Origin of the sequence: Flavobacterium sp. 38-13, from assembly GCF_001899155.1 — a bacterium.
Taxonomy (GTDB): Bacteria; Bacteroidota; Bacteroidia; order Flavobacteriales; family Flavobacteriaceae; genus Flavobacterium; species Flavobacterium lindanitolerans.
In genome coordinates, this window is the sequence record NZ_MKVG01000014.1 from 324,527 (window position 1) to 344,631 (window position 20,105).

Consider the following 20,105-nt stretch of genomic DNA (forward strand, 5'->3'; position numbering starts at 1 on the left):
ATATAAAAAAGGCGTTTCAATTGAAACGCCTTTTTGTTTGCCTATTCTAAAATGTTCAGGAATTTCAATCCAAAGATGACACCGTCACCCTGGAATCCATTTTGGTAGGAACGTACATAGTCCACACGCAGCATTCGGAACTTGCCAAAACCAAGATTGTCTAACCCTACAGAAAACTCGGAATAAGGTTTTACATCCGGTACTGCTATTGCATGATATCCAACCACAAGATTTGATTTTAGCTTGTTCAGCAAAGGAATTCTGTTCATGATGTAACCTTTGAAATTATGCTCGGCATGAAATTCAATATAGGCATCGTTGGTGCTGTGTGAATAATACGGTAGCAGGTTGAATACGTTCAGGTATCTTTCAGTCTGGCCAATATGTGTCTGGTTGCCGTTAAAGTGCTTGTAATCGGCAAAAGAAATATTGTCTGCATTAAAAAACTTTCCGGCTTTTAGGTTGATTCCCAGTTCTCCTTTATTTCCTAAAGTAACATCGTAAGTCATACGCGCATGAACAGCATCATATTCATATTCCTTTTCGCTTCCTGCGAATGCTTTTTCATAGGTTGCAAAAAGCACCGGATATTTTTCGTTTCTGATATTCATTTTTCCGTCCGGTCTTGAGATGTATTCCTGTCCGAAATTCACCCTGGCAGAAATCGAAGCTTTTGCCAAACGGTGTGTTTCAAAAATTGGCAACGAATTGGCTGTAGGAGCCAAAGGATTATTTGAAGTATATTCCTTATCGTTTTTAATCAATACATAGTCTGTATTGTTGAAAAGCGATTTTCTTCTGGAATATTCGGCATTTCCAAACAAGGTCAATCCGTTTACAACTTCCTGCTGGTAGCTAATTCTACCAAAAGTCTTGTCGTATAGTTTCATGTAGTTGTCTTTGAAAAACAATGTGCTGACTGAATTGACAACATCAGAAATAGCCGCGCTGTTAAATTGTACGATTTGATTACCGGCAGAAGCAAATAAATAGGCATTGGTCTGGTTGTCTAATCGGGTCGAAAAATAACCGTAGGCTCTTAGCCTTTCTTCTGCTATTCCGTAATTCATTTTTACGCCAAAACTGGTATAGGTTCTTTCGTCAGGATTGGTCTTAGTGTATGAAAAGCCTGTATTTAAATTCCACCCCTGAACGGTATTAAAACCAGGTACTTGTATTAATCCGTCATATTTTACACTCCAGTTTTTATAGGAATTTCTAAAGGTATAACCTTCAATTAGGTCAAACGGTTTAAAACGATTTTTCTTCCTGTCTACGGAGTCAAGATAGGTCTGGGATTTACGGATCGTCTGGATACTGTCTTTTTTGATGTAGTCTTTTGATTCCTCGTCAGTCAAAGGAACAGGACGGGCAGCATCCCAAAAGTTGTCGTCTTTTTTGTTGGCTTCCTTATCTATTGATACGATTTCTTTGGTAAAAGTTTTCTTTTCAAATTCCTCTTTGAATTCATAATTGCTAAAGGCATGCGTAAATTTTCCGGTAAATTTGATACCGAAAAGCCCTGCGCTGAAATCTAAAGTCTGAAGGCTTTTGGCCCAGATTTTAGAATTGGAATTATAGCTGAAGTTTTGCGTAAGGTTCATCACTTCAAGAATTGGCTCCTGCATTCTGTAACCTTTGATGTCAAGGTCTACGGCATAAATAGCCCAGCTGTCTTCAACAATATAGATGTAACCTTCAAAAACAGGGTCGCTGTCTCTTTTAGGAGTTACTTTTATTTTATTTATAGTATTGTTATTTTCGTCTATAAACGTACCTTCCATCTTAAACTTGTAGTAACCAAAAGCATTGCTGGCGATTGGAGAAACCATATTGATGTTAAGGTTGATATAATTTTCGTAGAAATCATAATCGGTATTTCTGGCAGTATTATAGCTGAATCCGTTGTCGTTTCCGCTTATTTTTGACGCGATAATCTTTTCCTTTAGCTTGTCCGGTTTTTGGTAAGTAATTCGGGATACTGTTTCTGATAAATACATGATTCCTGTTCCGGTAGAGTCCAGTATGCCTTCTTCATCTACAGTCTGACCCAGAATTTTCTTTGGCATGTCTTTTACCCTGAAAATTCCTCTGGAATAGAAGTCGGCAGTAAATTTAGCGGTCATTTCAGAATTTTGTTTTCTCGCAGCAATAGCACTTCGGATAATAGCATTGGCCGGATTTTCTTTTGAATCAATGACAATTTCCGGAATGGCAATGTTTTCTTCCAATAGTGTTACATCCAAAACATAAGGAAGCCTATCGGCATTGATGGTAATTTTTTGGGTTTTATAGCCCAAATACTGAAATACTACGGTGTATTTTCCTGATGATTTTACGCTGAGTTCGTATTGCCCCACTTCATTGGAAGAGGTGCCGTTATAAGTATTTTCGATGTATACGTTTACGGCTGGTAAGGTAGTTCCGGACTGGTCGGTAATTTTTCCCTTAATTTGTGCTGAAGCAGCAATAGAGAAGGCAAATAAAATGAGGGTAATTATTTGTTTCATGCAGAGAGTTAAGTGAAGTTTAAAATTAGTAATACGGTCACATTATAAATAGACGTTTCTATTTATGAAATGGTTGTATGGGTAAAAAAAAATTATAGAAAAGCCTGTATAGCGAGTTTATAACTCTCAAGTCCGAAACCGATTATGATTCCTTTTGCGTTAGGCGAGATATAGGATTGATGCCTGAAAGATTCTCTGGAAAAAGTGTTGGAAATATGAACTTCTATAACGGGAGCAGTAATGGATTTGACGGCATCGCCAATTCCTACGGAAGTATGGGTATAGGCAGCGGCGTTCAGGATAATTCCATCAAAGGTAAAACCTGTTTCCTGAATTTTACTGATGATTTCTCCTTCAATATTGCTTTGGAAATAAACAAGCTCGATGTTTGGAAATTCAGCCTGAAGCGAAACAAAATAATCTTCAAAAGTTTGGCTGCCGTAAATTTCAGGTTCCCGTTTTCCAAGCAGGTTTAAGTTAGGTCCGTTGATAATAATGATTTTCATGAAAGATGATTTTTGTAAAAATAGGAATTTCCCTTCTTTATAAAATGTTAAGGCATAAAAAAACCGTTTTGCTAAACAAAACGGTTCTCTTTTAAGAAATATATTTTTTAGAAAAAGTATCCAAGTGATAATTGGAAGACAGCATTTTTGACTTCTGCCTCTTTTGAAACTTCAGAAAGCCCGATAGTATATCTTGCCTGAGCAAAAAAGTTATCGGTAATGTTAAGTCCTAAGCCTCCGGCAGCCGCGAAATCAAAGCTTTTGTTTTCAAATTCATTTTTTGCCTCATCGATCAAAAAAGAAAACTGAGGTCCTACTTCCAAACTCAATTTTTCTGAAATTAAGTAAAATTTCGCCAAAACCGGAACAGAAACATAGTCCAGGTTGAAATCACCAAGTCCTTTTACATCAGCACCTTGCGAAGTATAAAGCAATTCTGGTTGTAATGAAAAGTTTTGAAAAAGTTTTACTTCGGCAACCGCACCTGCATGAAAACCGGTTCTGCTGCTGTAGTCGATACCATCGGCACCTCCGTTAAAGTTGGCGAAGTTAACACCTCCTTTGATACCAAATTTTAAAAGTTGTGCATCAGCATTTGTTGCTCCTGCAATGATTAAAATTGCAGCTACGATAAATTTTTTCATAATAAATTTTTTAAGGTGGTTTAAAAGTTTTAAAGCTTTTTAGCTAAACAAATGTAGCTATGTTTTTTTGAGTTAATTTTAAAATTATGAAATTATTAATATTTTTTTTCTTAAAATTAAGTTAAACAAAGTCATGAAAGCCAAGCATTTCATGTGTTTTCTTGCTGTCTTTTGATTGTGTTTTAAAACTTAACGACATGAATTTTTTATCAGTAATTGTGATAGGTTCTTTTGGGTTTGCTAATGCTCCCGAAGGAATTAAATTTGATGTTAGTGGGTTTGAATTTACCAATTTTGGAAGAGATTATAAATTGCCAATCGGTATGTCCTTTGATTGACATATAATGTCGGGTTGACGAATAGTAATGATACCGTACGGGTTTTGATATCAATACTACCGGTTTTCAAATTGGTGCTGGTTACCGGTTTTAATTCCGTTTTACTATGACGTAAAAGCTTTCCGTTTTTTGGAAGGCTTTTTTATTTTGAAATATCCGTTTTCGTTCTTAAAACCAGATAAATACAGGAAGATAGGTTTCGTTTTTGTTAATTTCATGGTTAATAACAAAAGTTATATGACAGCTTTTTATATCAATTATTTGATACATTTGATTAGTAATTTTAAAACTAAACAAACATGAAAAAAATTATTTTAACTGTAGCTGCAGTATTTGCTTTTGGGTTTGCGAATGCTCAGGATGCAAAAAGCACAGCTAATGGAGGACAAACTGCAAAAGGAAAATGGTTAATTGAGGCGAATACCGGTTTCGGTGCTGCTCATGCTGCTAATACTTCTTTTGGATTAGATTCTACAGATGGTGAAACGACATGGTCTATTGGGGCTGAAGGTGGTTATTTTGTAATGGATGATTTGGCTATCAAAGCCGGTTTGGGTTATGTAGATATGGGAGACGATGTTTCTGCATTCTCATACAAAATTGGTGCGAAGTACTATATCATCAGTCAAATTCCTGTTCAGTTAGACTATTCCGGAGCTTCTATTAAAGATGCTGATGAAAATCCTTCCTATTTAGGAATACAGGGCGGTTATGCTATCTTCTTAGGACAAAACGTATCTATTGAACCAGGTTTGAGATTCAACAAAAGCTTAAACGAGGATTTTTATGATGACGTTTTCCAGGTAAGAATTGGTTTTGCGCTGCATTTCTAAGAAATAAAATTTAGATTACATAATAAAAAGCCTCCTGAACGGGAGGCTTTTTTATTTTTCAAAAGCACTGTTTTTATCTCGGTTTTTGTGTTAATTTTCTGATTTTCAACAATGTATTGTTTTTGTATGAATTTAATGATAAATGAAAAATAACATGTCAGTTGTTTCGTGTTATTTTTTTTATACTTTTGCCGCATAATTTTAAAACTAAACAAACATGAAAAAAATTGTTTTAACAGTAGCAGCAGTATTCGCTTTCGGATTTGCTAACGCTCAAGAAGAGACTTCTGAAGGTTTCAAAAAAGGTGATGTATTCATTTCTGGTGCTGTAAGTTTTGGTTCAACTAAAACTGGAGATTTCAAAACTAGTGATTTCGAAATTGCTCCAAGTGCTGGTTATTTTGTAACTGATAACATCGCTTTAGGTCTTGCATTCGGATACGGATCTTCAAAAGTTGATGTAGGTACTGCAGATGCAACAAACAGTACTCTTTCTGTTGGTGCTTTTGGTAGATACTACTTTACTCCGGCTTCTAAATTCTCTATCTTCGGTCAGTTGGGTGTAAGCTACATGAGCTATGATAATGAATTTGATGCAGAAGCAGGAACACTTGGTGAGTTCAAAGGTGACGGTTTTGGTGTTGCAGTAGCTCCAGGTGTTAGCTATTTCCTTGCTAAAAACTTTGCAATTGAGGCTTCTTTCGGAATCTTAGGTTTCGAAACTACTAAACCAGATGCAGACGGTGCTGAAAAAACAAATTCTTTTGATTTCGGTCTTGATATGAGAGATATCAGATTAGGATTGGTTTACAAATTCTAAGAATAAGATTAGAATATATCAAAAAGGCTTCCCATTTGGGAAGCCTTTTTCTTTTAAGATTAACTCCCGTTTCGCTAACTTTGCAATCTTCAATCCACATTCATGTTATCAGTCCAGAATATTTCTTTCGGTTATACCGAAAAACAAGTAATAGAGAACATCAGTTTTACCATTCAAAAAGGCCAGAATATTGCCATAATTGGTGAAAGCGGTTGCGGAAAAAGTACGCTTTTAAAACTAATTTATGGACTTTACGATTTAGATGAAGGACAGATTTTTTATGGCGATACGCCTATTTTAGGACCAAAATACAATCTGATTCCCGGAGAAGATTATATCAAATACCTGGCACAGGATTTTGACCTGATGCCTTATACAACCGTAGAGGAAAATGTGGGTAAATATCTTTCCAATGTTTATAAAGAAGAAAAAGCACAGCGTGTAGCCGATTTACTGGCTATGGTTGAAATGTCTGATTATGCCAAAACCAAAGCGAAGTATTTAAGTGGAGGTCAACAGCAAAGAGTAGCTTTGGCAAGAGTTCTGGCTTTAGAGCCTGAAGTTTTGCTATTGGACGAACCTTTTAGCCATATTGATAATTTTAGAAAGAATGCCCTTCGCAGAAACCTGTTTGCTTACCTGAAGAAAAAAGGAATTACCTGTATTGTGGCTACACACGACAGCGCAGATGCGCTTTCTTTTGCTGATGAGACCATTGTGATGCAAAAGGGTAGAATGCTTGAAAAAGCACCGTCAAAAGAGTTGTATTTTAATCCGGTTAACAAATATCTAGCCTCACTTTTTGGTGAGATTAATGAAATTACGGTAGAAGACGAAAACGGGACAATGATCAACCTGCTTTTGTATCCGCATCAATTAAAAGTGGCACAGACAGGTTTTATACAGGTGTTGGTAAAACAATCTTATTTTAAAGGAAACCGGTATCTGGTTAAGGCGGTACTTGAAAAACAGGTTATTTTCTTTGAGCACAATAGTGCACTTGAAAATGAAACTTTTGTCTTTCTGGAACTGAATAATAAAATATCTTAAAATAAAAATCCCGGAATTTTTGATTCCGGGATTTTTATTTTTGGAAATGATTCCAATTAGTTTTTCAGGTGCTTTTCTAAGAACTGGTCCTGTTCCCAAAGCAGGTGAAGGATGTTTTCTTTAGCAGCATAGCCGTGGCTTTCTTTTGGCAATAAAAGCAATCTTACCGGAGCACCAAGACCTTTCAGGGCCTGGAAATATCTTTCTGACTGCAATGTGAAAGTTCCCGGATTGTTATCAGCGTCACCATGTACAAGCAAAAGTGGTGTTTTCATTTTATCAGCAGTCATAAATGGCGACATTGTATTGTAAACTTCCGGAACTTCCCAGTAGTTTCTTTGCTCGCTTTGGAATCCGAATGGTGTAAGCGTTCTGTTATAAGCGCCGCTTCTTGCAATACCGCAGGCAAACAGGTCAGAATGTGTCAATAGGTTAGCTGTCATAAAAGCACCGTAAGAGTGTCCTCCAACGGCTACTTTTTTACGGTTGATATAACCTAGCTTGTCAACTGCATCAATTGCAGCAGCGGCATTGTCTACCAACTGCGTGATAAAAGTATCGTTTGGTTCTGTTGAGCCTTCTCCAATGATTGGGAAAGAAGCATCATCCAATACTACATAGCCTTTAGCTACCCAATACACGAAAGAACCGTAGTTAGGAAATGTAAATTCGTTCGGGTTTTGAGAACTTTGTCCCGCACTGTTCTTGTCTTTGTATTCTTCAGGATACGCCCAGATTAAAAGAGGTAATTTCTCTTTTTTCTTCATGTCATAACCAACAGGAAGGTATAATGTTCCTGAAAGCTCTACACCGTCTTTTCTTTTGTATTTGATTACTTCTTTGTGTACGTTTTTGATACTTTCAAACGGATTTTTGAAATTGGTAATCTGCGTTAGCTCATTCTTCTTTTTGATATTTCTGAAGTAGTAGTTCGGGTATTCGCTTTTTGACTGAATCTGAACTAATACATCGCCTTTTTTGAAGTCTTCAATAGAGAAGATGCTTTCTTTTTTGTCTTTGTAAGCCGATTGGTACAAACGTTTTGTCTTGAAAGTCTTGATGTTGAACTCGTCAATAAATGGAAACTGACCATTTTTAGTATGACCTTGGCCAATAAGGAAGGCATTGTCGTTTTCAAGAGCCAATACTTGTCTTCCGTATTGGTTTTTGATTGTTTCGAAACTTCCCGGGTCAGAATAAATGTCCTGAGAATTTCTGTCAAAGATTACTTTTGGAGCCTGTCCAGGATTTGACGGATTGAATAAGTAGGTCTTTTCATTTCGGGTGTCATACCACTGGTCGTATAAAATGGCAGTAGTGTTATTACCCCAAACAATGCCTCCGTAACGTTGTACTGTTTTAACCAAAGATGTAGGATTGGAAGTAAATGGAGCCTGCCATAAGAAAACTTCGTCCCTGAAATCTACTTTATTGGCCGGGTCTCCACCGTCTAAAGCTTCAACAAAATAAAGAGTTGCCGGAGCATCGCTTCTCCAGCCCATGCTTCTTTTTCCTTTTCGGGTAGCCATAAAACCTTTTGGCATGATTTCAGAAAGAGGCACTTCGTTAACCACCTTAATTTCTTTTCCTGTCAGGTCATATACTACAGACTTCATTGGGAAACGGCTCAAAGGAACGATATAAGAAAATGGCTTTTGTATCGTAGTAATCATGATGTAGTTTCCGTCAGGAGAAAAACCTTCACCGGCATATAAATCGGCACTTTTATAAAGCGACGCTTTTCCGCTAAGGTCAATTTTATAAAGCTCAGAACTTACTAAGGTTTCAAAATTAGTCTCGTCAGTTTTGTTTTTTAATAAATCCTGATAGGTTCTGTTTTGTGATTTTGAACCGTCACTGGTAGAAACCGTAGGTCCTTTTGGGAGGTCTTTTTTAGAATCAATCAGGGCAGGACGGTTTTTAGGAAGCATCCTAACCAATAGGTTCTGATTGTCTCTGTACCAGCTGTACGGACTACCCATGTTGGCATTTACAGTTGCCTCTGTTAATCGGGTTGCTTTTGCTGAAGCAATGTCTAAAACCCACAATTCCACTCCTGTAGCTGTAGTGTGTGTAAAAGCAAGTTTCTTTTCGTCCGGTGACCAGGAAATATTGCTGATTTTTGGATTTTGTGGCAAGCCGGTTACCTGAGTTTCATTCTTATCCTTGATTTTGCGGACTTTCAGGTTGTTAATATAGGTAACGGTACTTGAGATATTCGTAATTGGGTTAATTCTCAAACCGCCTAATCTCATTTCTTCCTGATTTAATTCATCAAGAGTTTTGTAGGTATTTCGGTACGAAAGAAGCATGTATTCTTTTTTGGTGTCCATCGAAACCGAAGGAGCTCTTTCATAGTCGGCCAGGTCCAAAATTTCTTTGGAGGGCTTTTGGTAAGTAAGTTCTTCCTGCGAAAATCCTGTCAATCCGACAAGCAGGAAAAGCATAGATAACTTTAATTTCATATTATTTATATTAGGGTTGATGAAATATTTGTCTAAAATAAGTCAAGCTTGTTACATGTGCTAAAATATTTAGTTAATAAATAAAAAGGAGTTATAGAAAAGTACTTTCAAAAACGCACACTCAATTGCTGATATTGAAATATTTGCTAACTTGTGCGATAGATAATTTGCGGATGCGTAAATTTGCGGTCTGATTTTTAACGAAATAATAAAATATGTATCATTCAAAAATTGCAGGTTTAGGATATTATGTTCCTGAAAATATTGTTACTAATGATGATTTGTCTAAAATAATAGACACTAATGATGAGTGGATTCAGGAGCGTACAGGAATTCAGGAAAGACGCCATATTGTAAAAGGCGACGGGAATACTACGACGTCAATGGGTGTGAAAGCGGCAAAAATTGCAATTGAACGTTCCGGTGTAGCAAAAGAGGACATCGATTTTATCATTTTTGCTACCTTAAGTCCTGACTACTATTTTCCAGGCCCTGGAGTTTTAGTACAGAGAGATTTAGGACTAAATACCGTTGGAGCGTTGGATATCCGAAACCAATGTTCAGGATTTGTATATGCCTTGTCAATTGCAGACCAGTATATCAAAACCGGAATGTATAAAAATATCCTGATTATCGGCTCTGAAGTGCATTCGACAGGATTGGACATGACAACACGCGGACGTGGCGTTTCTGTAATTTTTGGAGATGGTGCAGGAGCGGCAATCATTTCAAGAGAAGTAGATACAAACAAAGGAATTTTGTCTACGCATCTGCATTCTGAAGGACAATATGCGGAAGAACTTATCGTAAAAGCTCCGGGAATGGGCGGACGATGGGTGACAGATATTATTGCTGATAATGACCCGAATGATGAAAGCTATTTCCCATACATGAACGGACAGTTTGTATTTAAAAACGCAGTAGTTCGTTTCAGTGAAGTAATTATGGAAGGATTAAAAGCCAGCAATTTGGATGTTTCTGACATCAATATGCTGATTCCGCATCAGGCGAATTTGAGGATTTCCCAATTCATCCAGCAAAAATTCAAACTGGCAGACGACCAGGTTTATAATAATATTCAGAAATACGGAAATACTACCGCAGCTTCTATTCCAATTGCCTTGACAGAAGCCTGGGAACAAGGAAAAATAAAATCTGGCGACCTTGTGGTATTGGCTGCTTTTGGAAGTGGCTTCACCTGGGGAAGTGTTGTTATTCGTTGGTAAAAAAGTGGCTAAGGTGCTGAGATTCTAAGTTGCTAAGTAGGTAAAGTTGCTAAGGTTTTAAGTTGAAAAAGCTCTCAATCATTAGAGCATCTTACTACTTTAGGTTCTTACATATTTTGATTTTGGTAATCTTATGTTTATAAGATAATGTCTTGGTCAAAGAAACACAAAACCTCTGTACCTTAGAACCTCAGTACCTTAGAACCTTATCGCTTAGCACCTCACTAACTTAGCACCTCAAAAAAAATGCTCCTTCTAATTATACCCGTCTCAATTCTTCTCTACTATTTTTATCGTGGGGAAAAATTGCCGAAAGATAAGATTATCGACAGGATAGAAGTTTATAAGTCAAAAAGGAAAATGAATGTCTATTCCTGTGGGATTCTTTTAAAAACCTATAAGATAGCTTTGGGCAAAAATCCGATAGGACATAAAGAAATTGAAGGCGACTGTAAAACTCCGGAAGGGACTTATACGATTGACGGAAAGAATCCGGAAAGTGCTTTTCACAAAAACCTCGGAGTTTCATATCCTAATGAAAAAGATTTGGAACATGCCGCAGCTTTAGGGGAATCAGCAGGAGGTGATATAAAAATTCACGGACTTCGGAACGGGAGGGGCTATCGGTCAAAGTTCCACCGATGGAAAGATTGGACGGCCGGTTGTATTGCCGTAACCGATTATGAAATTGACGAATTGTATCAATCGGTAAAAGTAGGTGCTGAAATAGAAATATTTCCTTAAATGGCATTGTATAAAATAGAAAAACTCGGAGGCATCACTTCCGAGTTTTTCATTTTTAACCCAATATATAAAAAAACCTAAAAATTGATTCTTAGAACATACCGCCACCTTGTTTGGTATTGTCTTCACGGTACTTTCTTTGAAGTGCCCTGTTTTTACCTCCACCAAACATATAGTTGATTCCGAAGTAAAGACTCTGGCTTTCCCATCTGAAAGTTCCTGTGCTTGGATAAGGGTGTTTGCTGTCGAAACCGTATTCCATCATATTAAAGACGTCATTGAAACGAACGCTGAAGTTCAGTTTGTTGTTTAGCAATGAATAACGGCCTCCCATATCAATCTTATACATGTCCTTGCTGTCGTTTTGGATTCCGTCAACACCACTTCTAAAGAATCCGAACAGAAGGAAACTTAAATTTTTTGTCGCTTTGAAGTTACTGTTCAGTCTTGCGTTAAATGCGGCTGCATCAATTTCTTTTCTTACAAAATCAAATTGGTCTGTTGTTCCGGGTCTCAATACAGAAACCAGACCTTTTTGGGTAATGTTTGAGAAGTCTACAGAAGGCTGTACATCCCACCATTTTGTGATTTTGTAGTTCGCAGACACTTCAAATCCGTAAGCAGAGTTGTTGTCAAAGTTAGCCCAACTCATAATCAGGTCATTTGGATTGTCTGTTGTTTCGTCAGAATATAAAACCCTGTTGATTTCGTCATTAATCAATCTGTAGTAAATACCTCCGGTAATTGAACCTTTTGAAAGTATTCTGGTGTAGTTCAATTCTACAGAGTTGGTAAACTGTGGCTCCAATTCCTGATTACCCAGACCGGTAACCAAAGGCGTTGCAAATTCCCTGATTGGTTTTGTCTGCTCCAAACTTGGTCTGTCAACACGACGGCTGTAACTTAACTGGAACATGTTTTTCTCAGTTAGGTTATAGGTAAGGTAAGCCGATGGATAAACAGTAAAATAATCGTCGTCAAAGGCTACATTGCTATTGTTTACATTCAGGTTGGCTTTTACTTTGTAGCTTTCAAAACGTGCTCCAAGCTGGTAGCTGAATTTTTCAAACTTTTGTCCGAAAGTAGCATAAGCAGAATAAATATCTATATCGTAGGTATAGTTTGAACTTCTGTTTTCAATCGGAACCAATAAGTTTCCGGTTGTATAATCATTGGTTGTTCTTGTAATTCTTGCCTCAGCACCCAATTCAAGAGTTGACTTTTCAGACAAAGGATTTACGTAATCCAGGTTTAAAGTTGTCGTTTTTCTTTCATCCTTGATTTTATCACCATAAACAACCTGTTCTGCCGGAGTATTAAATGTCGTTGTATTGAAGTTCGCATTTTGAGTCTGCTCATAATCGTTATAGTTTCCTTCAAAATCCAAAGTATGTCCTTCTTTTGCAAACTTATGCTTATAGGCCAGGTTGTAGGCTCCGCTATTATTGTCTGTTTTATATCTTCCTAGTTGAAGCACATTTGGCAGGTCGCCATTCAAATAGCGGATATCGGTATCTACATTTCCTTTACCATTCATAGAGTTTTGGTTCGTATAGAATGAAAGCGTATTGTTATCATCGATGTAGTAGTCCATACCAATCTTATACAAATAAGATTCGTTGTCGTTTACAATATCAAGTACTTGCTGTGAATTGTTGTCAAATCTTTGGATGAAACCATCATTGTAATATTTTCCGAAGTTGCTACCTGCATTCCCGAAGAAGTTTACTTTTCCGGTTCTGTAGTTCATATCCAGAGAGTTGTTGAATTTGGCATCTTTCGCAAAAGTAATTCCGGAATTCAAGCTTCCGTTAAAACCATTGTTGGAGTTTTTGTGCAAGACAATATTGATGATACCCGACATTCCTTCCGGATTGTATTTCGCGCTCGGGTTTGTAATCAATTCGATTTTCTTGATTGAAGTAGAAGGGATTTGCTTTAGCAATTGAGCGGGGTCTATGTTGGTTGGTCTTCCATCTACCAATACTCTGACATTTTGGTTTCCTCTCAAAGAGATTTTTCCATCCTGGTCAACATTCACCGTTGGAATGTTGTTCATGATTTCCGAAGCCGTAGCTCCTGCCGTAGTAAGGTCACGCCCCACGTTGATTACTTTTCGGTCGATTTTCTGCTCTATCGTTGAACGCTCTGCAATAACTTCAACACCTTCCAGTTGTGTTGCTTCGTCTGCAAGCATAATTCTGTTCAAAGACAGGCTTTTTTGACCGGAAGCCAAATCTGCTTTTCCGTTGTAAGGCTTGTATCCTATAAACTGTATTTCGATATCGTAATTTTTTTGAGCAAGTCCTTTTACTTCGAAATCACCATTGTCATCTGTGATACTTCCTGTAATTACTGCTGTGCCTTCCTTAATCGTTACCGTAGCATAAGAAATGGGCTGCCCTGATTTGTCGACCACTTTTCCGGTAATCGTTAAATTGTTTTGTGCCTGCATAGAAAGCAAAGGCATAATAAGGCATAGAAAAAATAATTTTAGTCTCATTGGGTTATTTTTGATTGATGATTGATGTTGCAAATGTATTTATTTTTTTTATTAATATGTAATACATAGTACTAGTTTATACAAAAATTAACATCTTTTTAATATTGAACAAGATTTTAGTTGCCTATATAGACTACAAAAATTAAAATATGTTACACTATTTTTTATATTTAAATTCATTCCAAACAATAAAAAGCTTCCTGTTTAGGGAAGCTTTCTGATTAGGTGTATGTTAGCGTTTTCGGATTTATCGTTTCATAGCGAAATGGGCCCTGAATTCTTTTGTAACGCCGTTTTCTGTATAGATGACTTTGAACCAATAATCTGTGGAAGGCATAGGAGCGTTATTATAAAATCCGTCCCAGCCACCGGGTTGCGATGGTTTTATTTGTTTCAGTAATTTGCCATAACGGTCAAAAATGTAGATAACGGCTTCCGGTTGGTGTGCTAAATCCCAAATGTTCCAATAGTCATTATAACCATCTCCGTTTGGAGTGAAATATCTTGGATAATTAATTACAAAAGCAGTAATTGTTGTTTTTTCACATCCGTTCAAATCGTCTACCGTTATGGTATGCTCACCGGAAGAAACATTTTCAAAAACATTACTGGATTGAAAGGGTCCGTTGTCGAGTTGGTAGACATAATTGCCTCCAACTCCGGTCGCGGTGACTATAATGCTTTGGTTGTCGCCAAATGTATTGGTTACGACATAGGTGACGATTGCTTTTTCGGAACGTACAACTTCAACGCTCGTAAGTTTTGAAGGACAGCCTGTCGTGTTATTGGTCGCAATTACGGAATACGTTCCCGGAGCTGTTGCCGTATAGGAACTGCCTGTTGCTCCTGCAATTGGCCCATTGTCATCAAACCATTCAAACGTATGGGTTGAACTGCTAAGTCCTGTTTGCATCGTATGAGAACTGATTAACTGGTTGGTTTCACTGTTAATGCAAACAGTTCCTCCTCTTGGACGCGGTTCCGGCAGACGGCGAACGGTCAATCGGATAGGCATAATATCATAACAGCTGTCTGAAATCCTGCTCGAAACCCTTACATAAATTGTCTGCATGGTAGAAGATGTTACCGGATTTGTTCTTCTAAGGGCGTCATTTTCAGATTCAAAATACTCTACAATGTAATCTGCCGGTAATTGGCTGCCCAGTGCAAAGTCCGTAAACGGAGTCAGGTCAAATGCGGTAAAACCGTCATTAACATCGTCGTTATCGCAAGTTATTTTCAAATCTTCGGGAATAGGATTTACTGTTGGAGTAGTGACAATAGTGATTGGGAATATATTATCATCAGAACAGATTTCGCCACGGTTGTCTATTTCAGCATAAATATAAAGCGTTTCGCTGGTGGTGATAACTTCGCCCGCATGCCTTAGCGTTCCCTGTCCGCCACTTTGCGTATAATAATTTCCAACCGTCAGCGGTGGAAGCACGTAGCTGTCACAGCTAATAGCAGGGTCAGGTGAATCGGCTTCAATGCCTACAATTGTTATTGTAAAGCTGTTTTGGGCACTACACGGAGGTTCTGTTGTGCTGATAGCATAGATATAAATAGTTTGCGTTTGGGAAATAACGTCTCCCGCATTAAGAATTCTTCCTTGTCCGTTAGGTTCGGTATAATAATTACCCACAGCCAAAGGGGTTAAGGTATAAGGCTGGCAGGTTGGTCCAATGTCAGACCTCGAACTGATTTGCGGAATAGGGTTAATGGTCACCAGATAACTGATTTCATTAGTACAGTTTTGTCCCGGAAGTACGGGTTTGTAAATATAAATCCGCTGTGTACTGTATATTGTTTGTCCGGCAAGCATCATCGTGCCGGTTCCGTTAGAACCGGTATAATAATTTCCAACCGTAATAGGAGGCAGTGTATAGCTGCCGCAAACTGCAATATCTTCCGGTATGGAATCAAACGGGTCGGATATGATAACATCAAAATGGACATTGTCTGTACAGTTTGGGTTTTCGGTTGTGGCAACATATATATAAATTGTCTGCGAAGTAGTGATTATTGTTCCTGCCGGAATCTGCGTTCCTGAACCGGCCGGTCCTGTGTAATAATTTCCGATAGGCAGTGAGGGTAGCGTATAGCTTGAACAATTCTCAGCATTAGGAGGTGTGTCAATTCTGATAAACACTGTAAATTCTTTCTCGTCCTCGCAGATATCGTTCTGTACGTAAGCATAAAGCGTTTGTGTAGCAGTAATTGTCGTACCCGCCGGCACTATGGTTCCTGTTCCTCCCGGTAACGTATAATAATTTCCAAAAGGCAGGGCAGGCAATACATAAGAGTCGCAGTCGAATACGGAAGAAATTTCAGGAAGATTCTCAAATGGTATGATTTCAACATCAAAACTACCATCAATAATACAGAAAGGCTCTTCAGGAAACTGATAATATACAAAAATAGTTTGGGTGTTTCTGATTACGGTTCCGGCAGCAATCTGTGTACCGTTTCCGCCAGATTGGGTGTAATAATTTCCAAAAGGCAAGGTTGGCAAAGTATAGCTGGTGCAATACCTTCCGTCAGGCGGAATTAATGACTCCGGGTCAATAATGGTTACTCTGAAACTGCTTTGGTTTGTACAGTTGGGTGAGCCTCCCGTTTGGTTAAACACATAAACGGTTTGCGTTTCTGTAATAACATCGCCCGGAAGAAGTGGTGTTCCTGTTCCGTTAGGTCCGGAAAAATAATTTCCGTTTGTTAAAGGGGTCAATTCGTGCTGGTCGCACACGATTACATTTTCCAGTCTGTCTACAGGAGGGAGGTTTTTTACGAAAATCTGAAAGTTGGTTGTGTCATAACAGTCTGTATCAGTTTTGTTTTCTATCCTGACATAAATCGTTTGATTGCCTCCCGTTGTGTAGCCTGTTGATGGAAGCGGGTTGCTTCCGGCCTGCGCATTTGGAAGGGACGTATAATATGAAATAGTATAAATATCTGTAGAAAGTCCGTTCAGAACAGAGGAATCCTGTACCGCAAAACTAAAGTCGGCATCTGTGGCGTCCAAAGCTACGGCACATTCTGTCATATCATTAGGCTGTGTTGCGGTTGGTGGTGCAATCAAAAGCAGGTCGAACGATTTGATTGTGATACAACCGTTTGTGTTGCGAATCCGTACGTAGATGGTTTCATTTCCCGCGCTTGGACGAATAGCCGGGAGAATGTTGGCGCCGCTTTCTGCATCTGCTCTGCTGGCGTGATAAGAAAGTGTAACGCCGGGGTCAATACCAGACAAAATAATAGGCGTGTTGTAGGACAGGTCATAATTATAAGAGGCTTGCCCCGTATTGCATTTATATAATGTATGTGGTTCCGGTGTAATCAGTTCCGGATAATATTCCACTACTATAGTATCAGTAACCGGAGCCTCACACGGAAATAGTGTATTGTTGTAAGTGACAGAGTAGGTTCCCGGTTCATTGATGACAAGTTCGTCAACATCTCCGCCAATTGGATTTCCATCTTTCAACCAGGAGAAAGAATAAGTGGCCGGGTCCAATCCGGTGGTAAGCGTATGTGTTGCGTCCTGACAAATAGCCGTTTGGCTGGCAATGGTCAAATCAGGACCCAAAACATCCTGACCGATATTAAAACTGTCTGACGAAAGGAAAATGGCAGAATCTGATTTGTAGTCCGAACGGTCGGCAATAACCAGTTTGATATGGTAAGGCGTATTGGGAATCAGGACCGATGTAGCCTGAAAAAGTACCGTCTGTCCGTTGAAGTTAATAGCAGAACCCAATGCCTCCGAACCTCCGTTAAATCGTCCGAAATATTCCGGATTGGCTGAAGGGCATGATGAATTGTAAAGAAAATCGCGAATCGTCAAGACAGAAATCGGGGTGTTCGTATTTGGAATTACGGCCAGATTTTGGGTGATTCCCGTATTCAGGTTGGTGAGAAGAAAGGCAAAGGCATCAGAAAAGTTACACTGCGAATTACCATATTCTTCGGAAGCAAACAGAAAGTCCATGCTGAAATTTGAAGAAATAGGCACGAAATCAAACTCAAGTACGGTAGCATTTACAGAATTCATGGTGATTCCTGCTGCTGCCAGCACGTTTTCCAAATCGGTATCGCCTATCCATGCCGGATTATCTCCGTCATTGAGTGTTGAATTGTTTGGTCCGGGAGCACGGTTTGCATCGCCTGTGGTCAATAGGACACCACTTGGTATGGGGAAATTAGGATTGGTGTTCTCGAAATAGCCAATACCGTTGCTGGAGCCAAAATTGGTTCCGGTCCGCCATGAAATATTCGTTACTTCTGTACAAGGGGAGTTTACCAGAACATTGGTGACAAGTTCAGGAACTGTACGGGTTGACGTATCGACAGTTATGGCCTGGGAATAGCCAACTATTGGCAATAATGCCAATAAAATCAATAGGTTATTTTTCATATCAAAATCTGGGCAAATTTTTTGATACTCACTTAATAAAAATTGGGGCTTTTATTTGAAAGTTCATAGCAAAGATAGGTATTCGCGTCAACGAAATACAAATAATTCCGATTAAATGTTAATATTTATGATATTGTATATTAATAATCTTACAGATTTGTTTAAAACAGGAAAAAACATCTTTTTGGAATTAAAATTTTGCCTTCCTAAATTCAGTCAGAATTAATATCTTTGCACGCTTAAAAAACACTTAAAATGACATTATCTCAAATTCTTACACCGCAAATTGAAAAAGCCATTTCGGCTTTGTTTGGAGTTACTATTGACAAAATAGAATTTCAGGCAACACGGAGAGAATTCGAAGGTGATATCACCATGGTGATTTTTCCGTTACTCAAGCTGGTGAAAAGCAATCCGGTTGAACTTGGAAATAAAATAGGAACCTATCTGGTTGAAAATGTTGCTGAGGTTGAAAAATTCAATGTGGTTTCCGGATTTCTGAATATTGTGATTTCGGATAGCTATTATCTTGATTTTTTTGCAAAAACCAGAACCGAAAAGAACTTTGGTTTTGTAACCCCAAAAGAAAATGAAAAAGCCATTTTGGTGGAATATTCGTCTCCAAATACAAACAAGCCTTTGCATTTGGGACATGTTCGTAACAATCTTTTAGGCTATTCTGTAGCCGAAATTATCAAAGCTTCAGGTAAAAAGGTATACAAAACACAGATTATCAACGACAGGGGTATCCACATCTGCAAATCAATGCTGGCCTGGGAGAAATTCGGGAACAATGAAACTCCGGAAACATCGGGTATGAAAGGCGATAAACTGGTTGGGAAATATTATGTGGAGTTTGACAAGGCCTATAAAGACCAAATTAACGCATTGATACAGCAAGGCAAATCAGAAGAAGAAGCAAAAAAACAGGCGCCTATTATTTTAGAAGCCCAGGAAATGCTTCAAAAATGGGAGGCAGGTGATGAACAGGTAATGAATCTTTGGAGAATGATGAACCAATGGGTTTACACCGGTTTTGCCGAAACCTATACTAATCTGGGTGTGGATTTTGATTCTTATTATTACGAAAGCAATACCTATTTGTTAGGAAAAGATATTATTGAACACGGACTCGAAAAAGGTGTTTTTTATAAAAAGCCTGACGGTTCGGTTTGGATTGATTTGACTGAAGACGGTCTGGATGAAAAATTAGTGCTTCGTTCTGACGGAACTTCAGTTTATATGACACAGGATATCGGAACTGCCGTTCAGCGTTCCAAAGATTTTCCTGATGTAGGAGGAATGGTCTATACGGTAGGAAACGAACAGGACTATCATTTCAAGGTGTTGTTCCTGATTTTGAAAAAACTGGGATACGACTGGGCTCAGCATCTTTTCCATTTGTCTTACGGGATGGTAGATTTGCCTTCGGGAAAAATGAAAAGCCGTGAAGGAACTGTTGTCGATGCAGATGATTTAATGGAGGATATGGCTGAAACGGCCAAAACGATTTCGGAAGAATTGGGCAAACTCGACCATTACTCTGAAGAAGAAAAGGCGAAATTGTACAAGACTATCGGATTGGGTGCTTTGAAATACTATATATTAAAAGTTGACCCGAAAAAACGTATACTCTTCAATCCTGAAGAATCTGTCGATTTCGCAGGAAACACAGGCCCGTTTATTCAGTATACCTATGCAAGAATCCAGTCCATCATCAGAAAAGCAGATTTTGACTATTCAGAAAACGTTTCGGTCGTACTGCACGAAAAAGAAAAAGAATTGCTGAAGCAAATGGAAGCTTTTCCGGAAGTAATTCAGAATGCGGCTCAAAATTACAGCCCGGCATTAATTGCAAATTATACGTATGAGCTGGTTCGTGAATACAACTCGTTCTATCAGGCCGTGCCTATTTTGGGTTCTGAAAATAAAACAGAGAAGATTTTCCGCGTCCAGTTGTCAAAAAAAGTAGCCGATATTATTGCTTCGGCATTTAGCCTTTTGGGAATTGATGTTCCTGAAAGAATGTAACGCATAAATCATAATCAA

Annotated in this window: 13 protein-coding genes; 7 read left to right on the forward strand and 6 right to left on the reverse strand. The window is 38.4% G+C overall.

The annotated features are described in order from the left end of the window. Nucleotides 1-41 precede the first annotated feature (41 nt). The 3 genes from BGO88_RS09825 to BGO88_RS09835 all read right to left on the reverse strand — a co-directional run bounded on the left by BGO88_RS09825 (nt 42) and on the right by BGO88_RS09835 (nt 3,660). On the reverse strand, nt 42-2,510 hold the full coding sequence (locus BGO88_RS09825; RefSeq protein ID WP_286706751.1) for a DUF5686 and carboxypeptidase regulatory-like domain-containing protein: 2,469 nt from the start codon (nt 2,508-2,510) through the stop codon (nt 42-44). A 92-nt stretch (nt 2,511-2,602) separates the two neighbouring features. Then, nucleotides 2,603-3,016 carry a type II 3-dehydroquinate dehydratase gene (aroQ, locus tag BGO88_RS09830; protein WP_286706752.1) on the reverse strand — a complete coding sequence of 138 codons (414 nt, stop codon included), beginning with the start codon at nt 3,014-3,016 and terminating at the stop codon, nt 2,603-2,605. 107 nt (nt 3,017-3,123) lie between these two features. Beyond that, nucleotides 3,124-3,660 carry a porin family protein gene (locus tag BGO88_RS09835; RefSeq protein ID WP_286706753.1) on the reverse strand — a complete coding sequence of 179 codons (537 nt, stop codon included), beginning with the start codon at nt 3,658-3,660 and terminating at the stop codon, nt 3,124-3,126. 197 nt (nt 3,661-3,857) lie between these two features. Between BGO88_RS09835 and BGO88_RS09840 the strand changes: the two genes are divergently transcribed. The 4 genes from BGO88_RS09840 to BGO88_RS09855 all read left to right on the forward strand — a co-directional run bounded on the left by BGO88_RS09840 (nt 3,858) and on the right by BGO88_RS09855 (nt 6,701). Beyond that, the gene (locus BGO88_RS09840; protein WP_286706754.1) at nt 3,858-3,998 is read left to right on the forward strand and encodes a hypothetical protein; all 141 of its coding nucleotides are present in this window, start codon (nt 3,858-3,860) and stop codon (nt 3,996-3,998) included. Nucleotides 3,999-4,297: 299 nt separating this feature from the next. Continuing rightward, complete coding sequence (locus BGO88_RS09845) at nt 4,298-4,831, forward strand: hypothetical protein (protein WP_286706755.1); 534 nt, start codon at nt 4,298-4,300, stop codon at nt 4,829-4,831. A gap of 217 nt (nt 4,832-5,048) precedes the next feature. Next, the gene (locus tag BGO88_RS09850; protein WP_286706756.1) at nt 5,049-5,651 is read left to right on the forward strand and encodes an OmpW family outer membrane protein; all 603 of its coding nucleotides are present in this window, start codon (nt 5,049-5,051) and stop codon (nt 5,649-5,651) included. 102 nt (nt 5,652-5,753) lie between these two features. Then, nucleotides 5,754-6,701 carry an ABC transporter ATP-binding protein gene (locus BGO88_RS09855; protein WP_286706757.1) on the forward strand — a complete coding sequence of 316 codons (948 nt, stop codon included), beginning with the start codon at nt 5,754-5,756 and terminating at the stop codon, nt 6,699-6,701. A gap of 56 nt (nt 6,702-6,757) precedes the next feature. Here BGO88_RS09855 and BGO88_RS09860 read toward each other — a convergent pair whose 3' ends face one another. Then, a complete protein-coding gene (locus BGO88_RS09860) occupies nt 6,758-9,166 on the reverse strand; it encodes a prolyl oligopeptidase family serine peptidase (protein WP_101471491.1) in 2,409 nt (802 codons plus the stop codon). A gap of 215 nt (nt 9,167-9,381) precedes the next feature. On the opposite strand from BGO88_RS09860, the gene BGO88_RS09865 reads away from it, so the two are divergent. Next, nucleotides 9,382-10,392 carry a 3-oxoacyl-ACP synthase III family protein gene (locus BGO88_RS09865; protein ID WP_101471492.1) on the forward strand — a complete coding sequence of 337 codons (1,011 nt, stop codon included), beginning with the start codon at nt 9,382-9,384 and terminating at the stop codon, nt 10,390-10,392. 246 nt (nt 10,393-10,638) lie between these two features. After that, nucleotides 10,639-11,136, forward strand: a complete 498-nt coding sequence (locus BGO88_RS09870) for a L,D-transpeptidase family protein (RefSeq protein ID WP_286706758.1) — start codon at nt 10,639-10,641, stop codon at nt 11,134-11,136. Between the two features lie 91 nt (nt 11,137-11,227). Here the strand turns inward: BGO88_RS09870 and BGO88_RS09875 are convergent, their stop codons facing one another. Together BGO88_RS09875 and BGO88_RS09880 are read right to left on the reverse strand one after the other, a co-directional pair. Beyond that, nucleotides 11,228-13,639 (reverse strand): TonB-dependent receptor, encoded by a 2,412-nt coding sequence (locus BGO88_RS09875; RefSeq protein ID WP_286706759.1) that lies wholly within the window; start codon nt 13,637-13,639, stop codon nt 11,228-11,230. Nucleotides 13,640-13,886: 247 nt separating this feature from the next. Beyond that, entirely contained in the window at nt 13,887-18,056 is a 4,170-nt protein-coding gene (locus tag BGO88_RS09880) for an FIDD domain-containing protein (RefSeq protein WP_286706760.1), read from the reverse strand. 255 nt (nt 18,057-18,311) lie between these two features. Here BGO88_RS09880 and argS point away from each other — a divergent pair, with 255 nt between their 5' ends. Continuing rightward, a complete protein-coding gene (argS, locus tag BGO88_RS09885; RefSeq protein WP_056069538.1) occupies nt 18,312-20,087 on the forward strand; it encodes an arginine--tRNA ligase in 1,776 nt (591 codons plus the stop codon). Nucleotides 20,088-20,105: the final 18 nt, after the last annotated feature.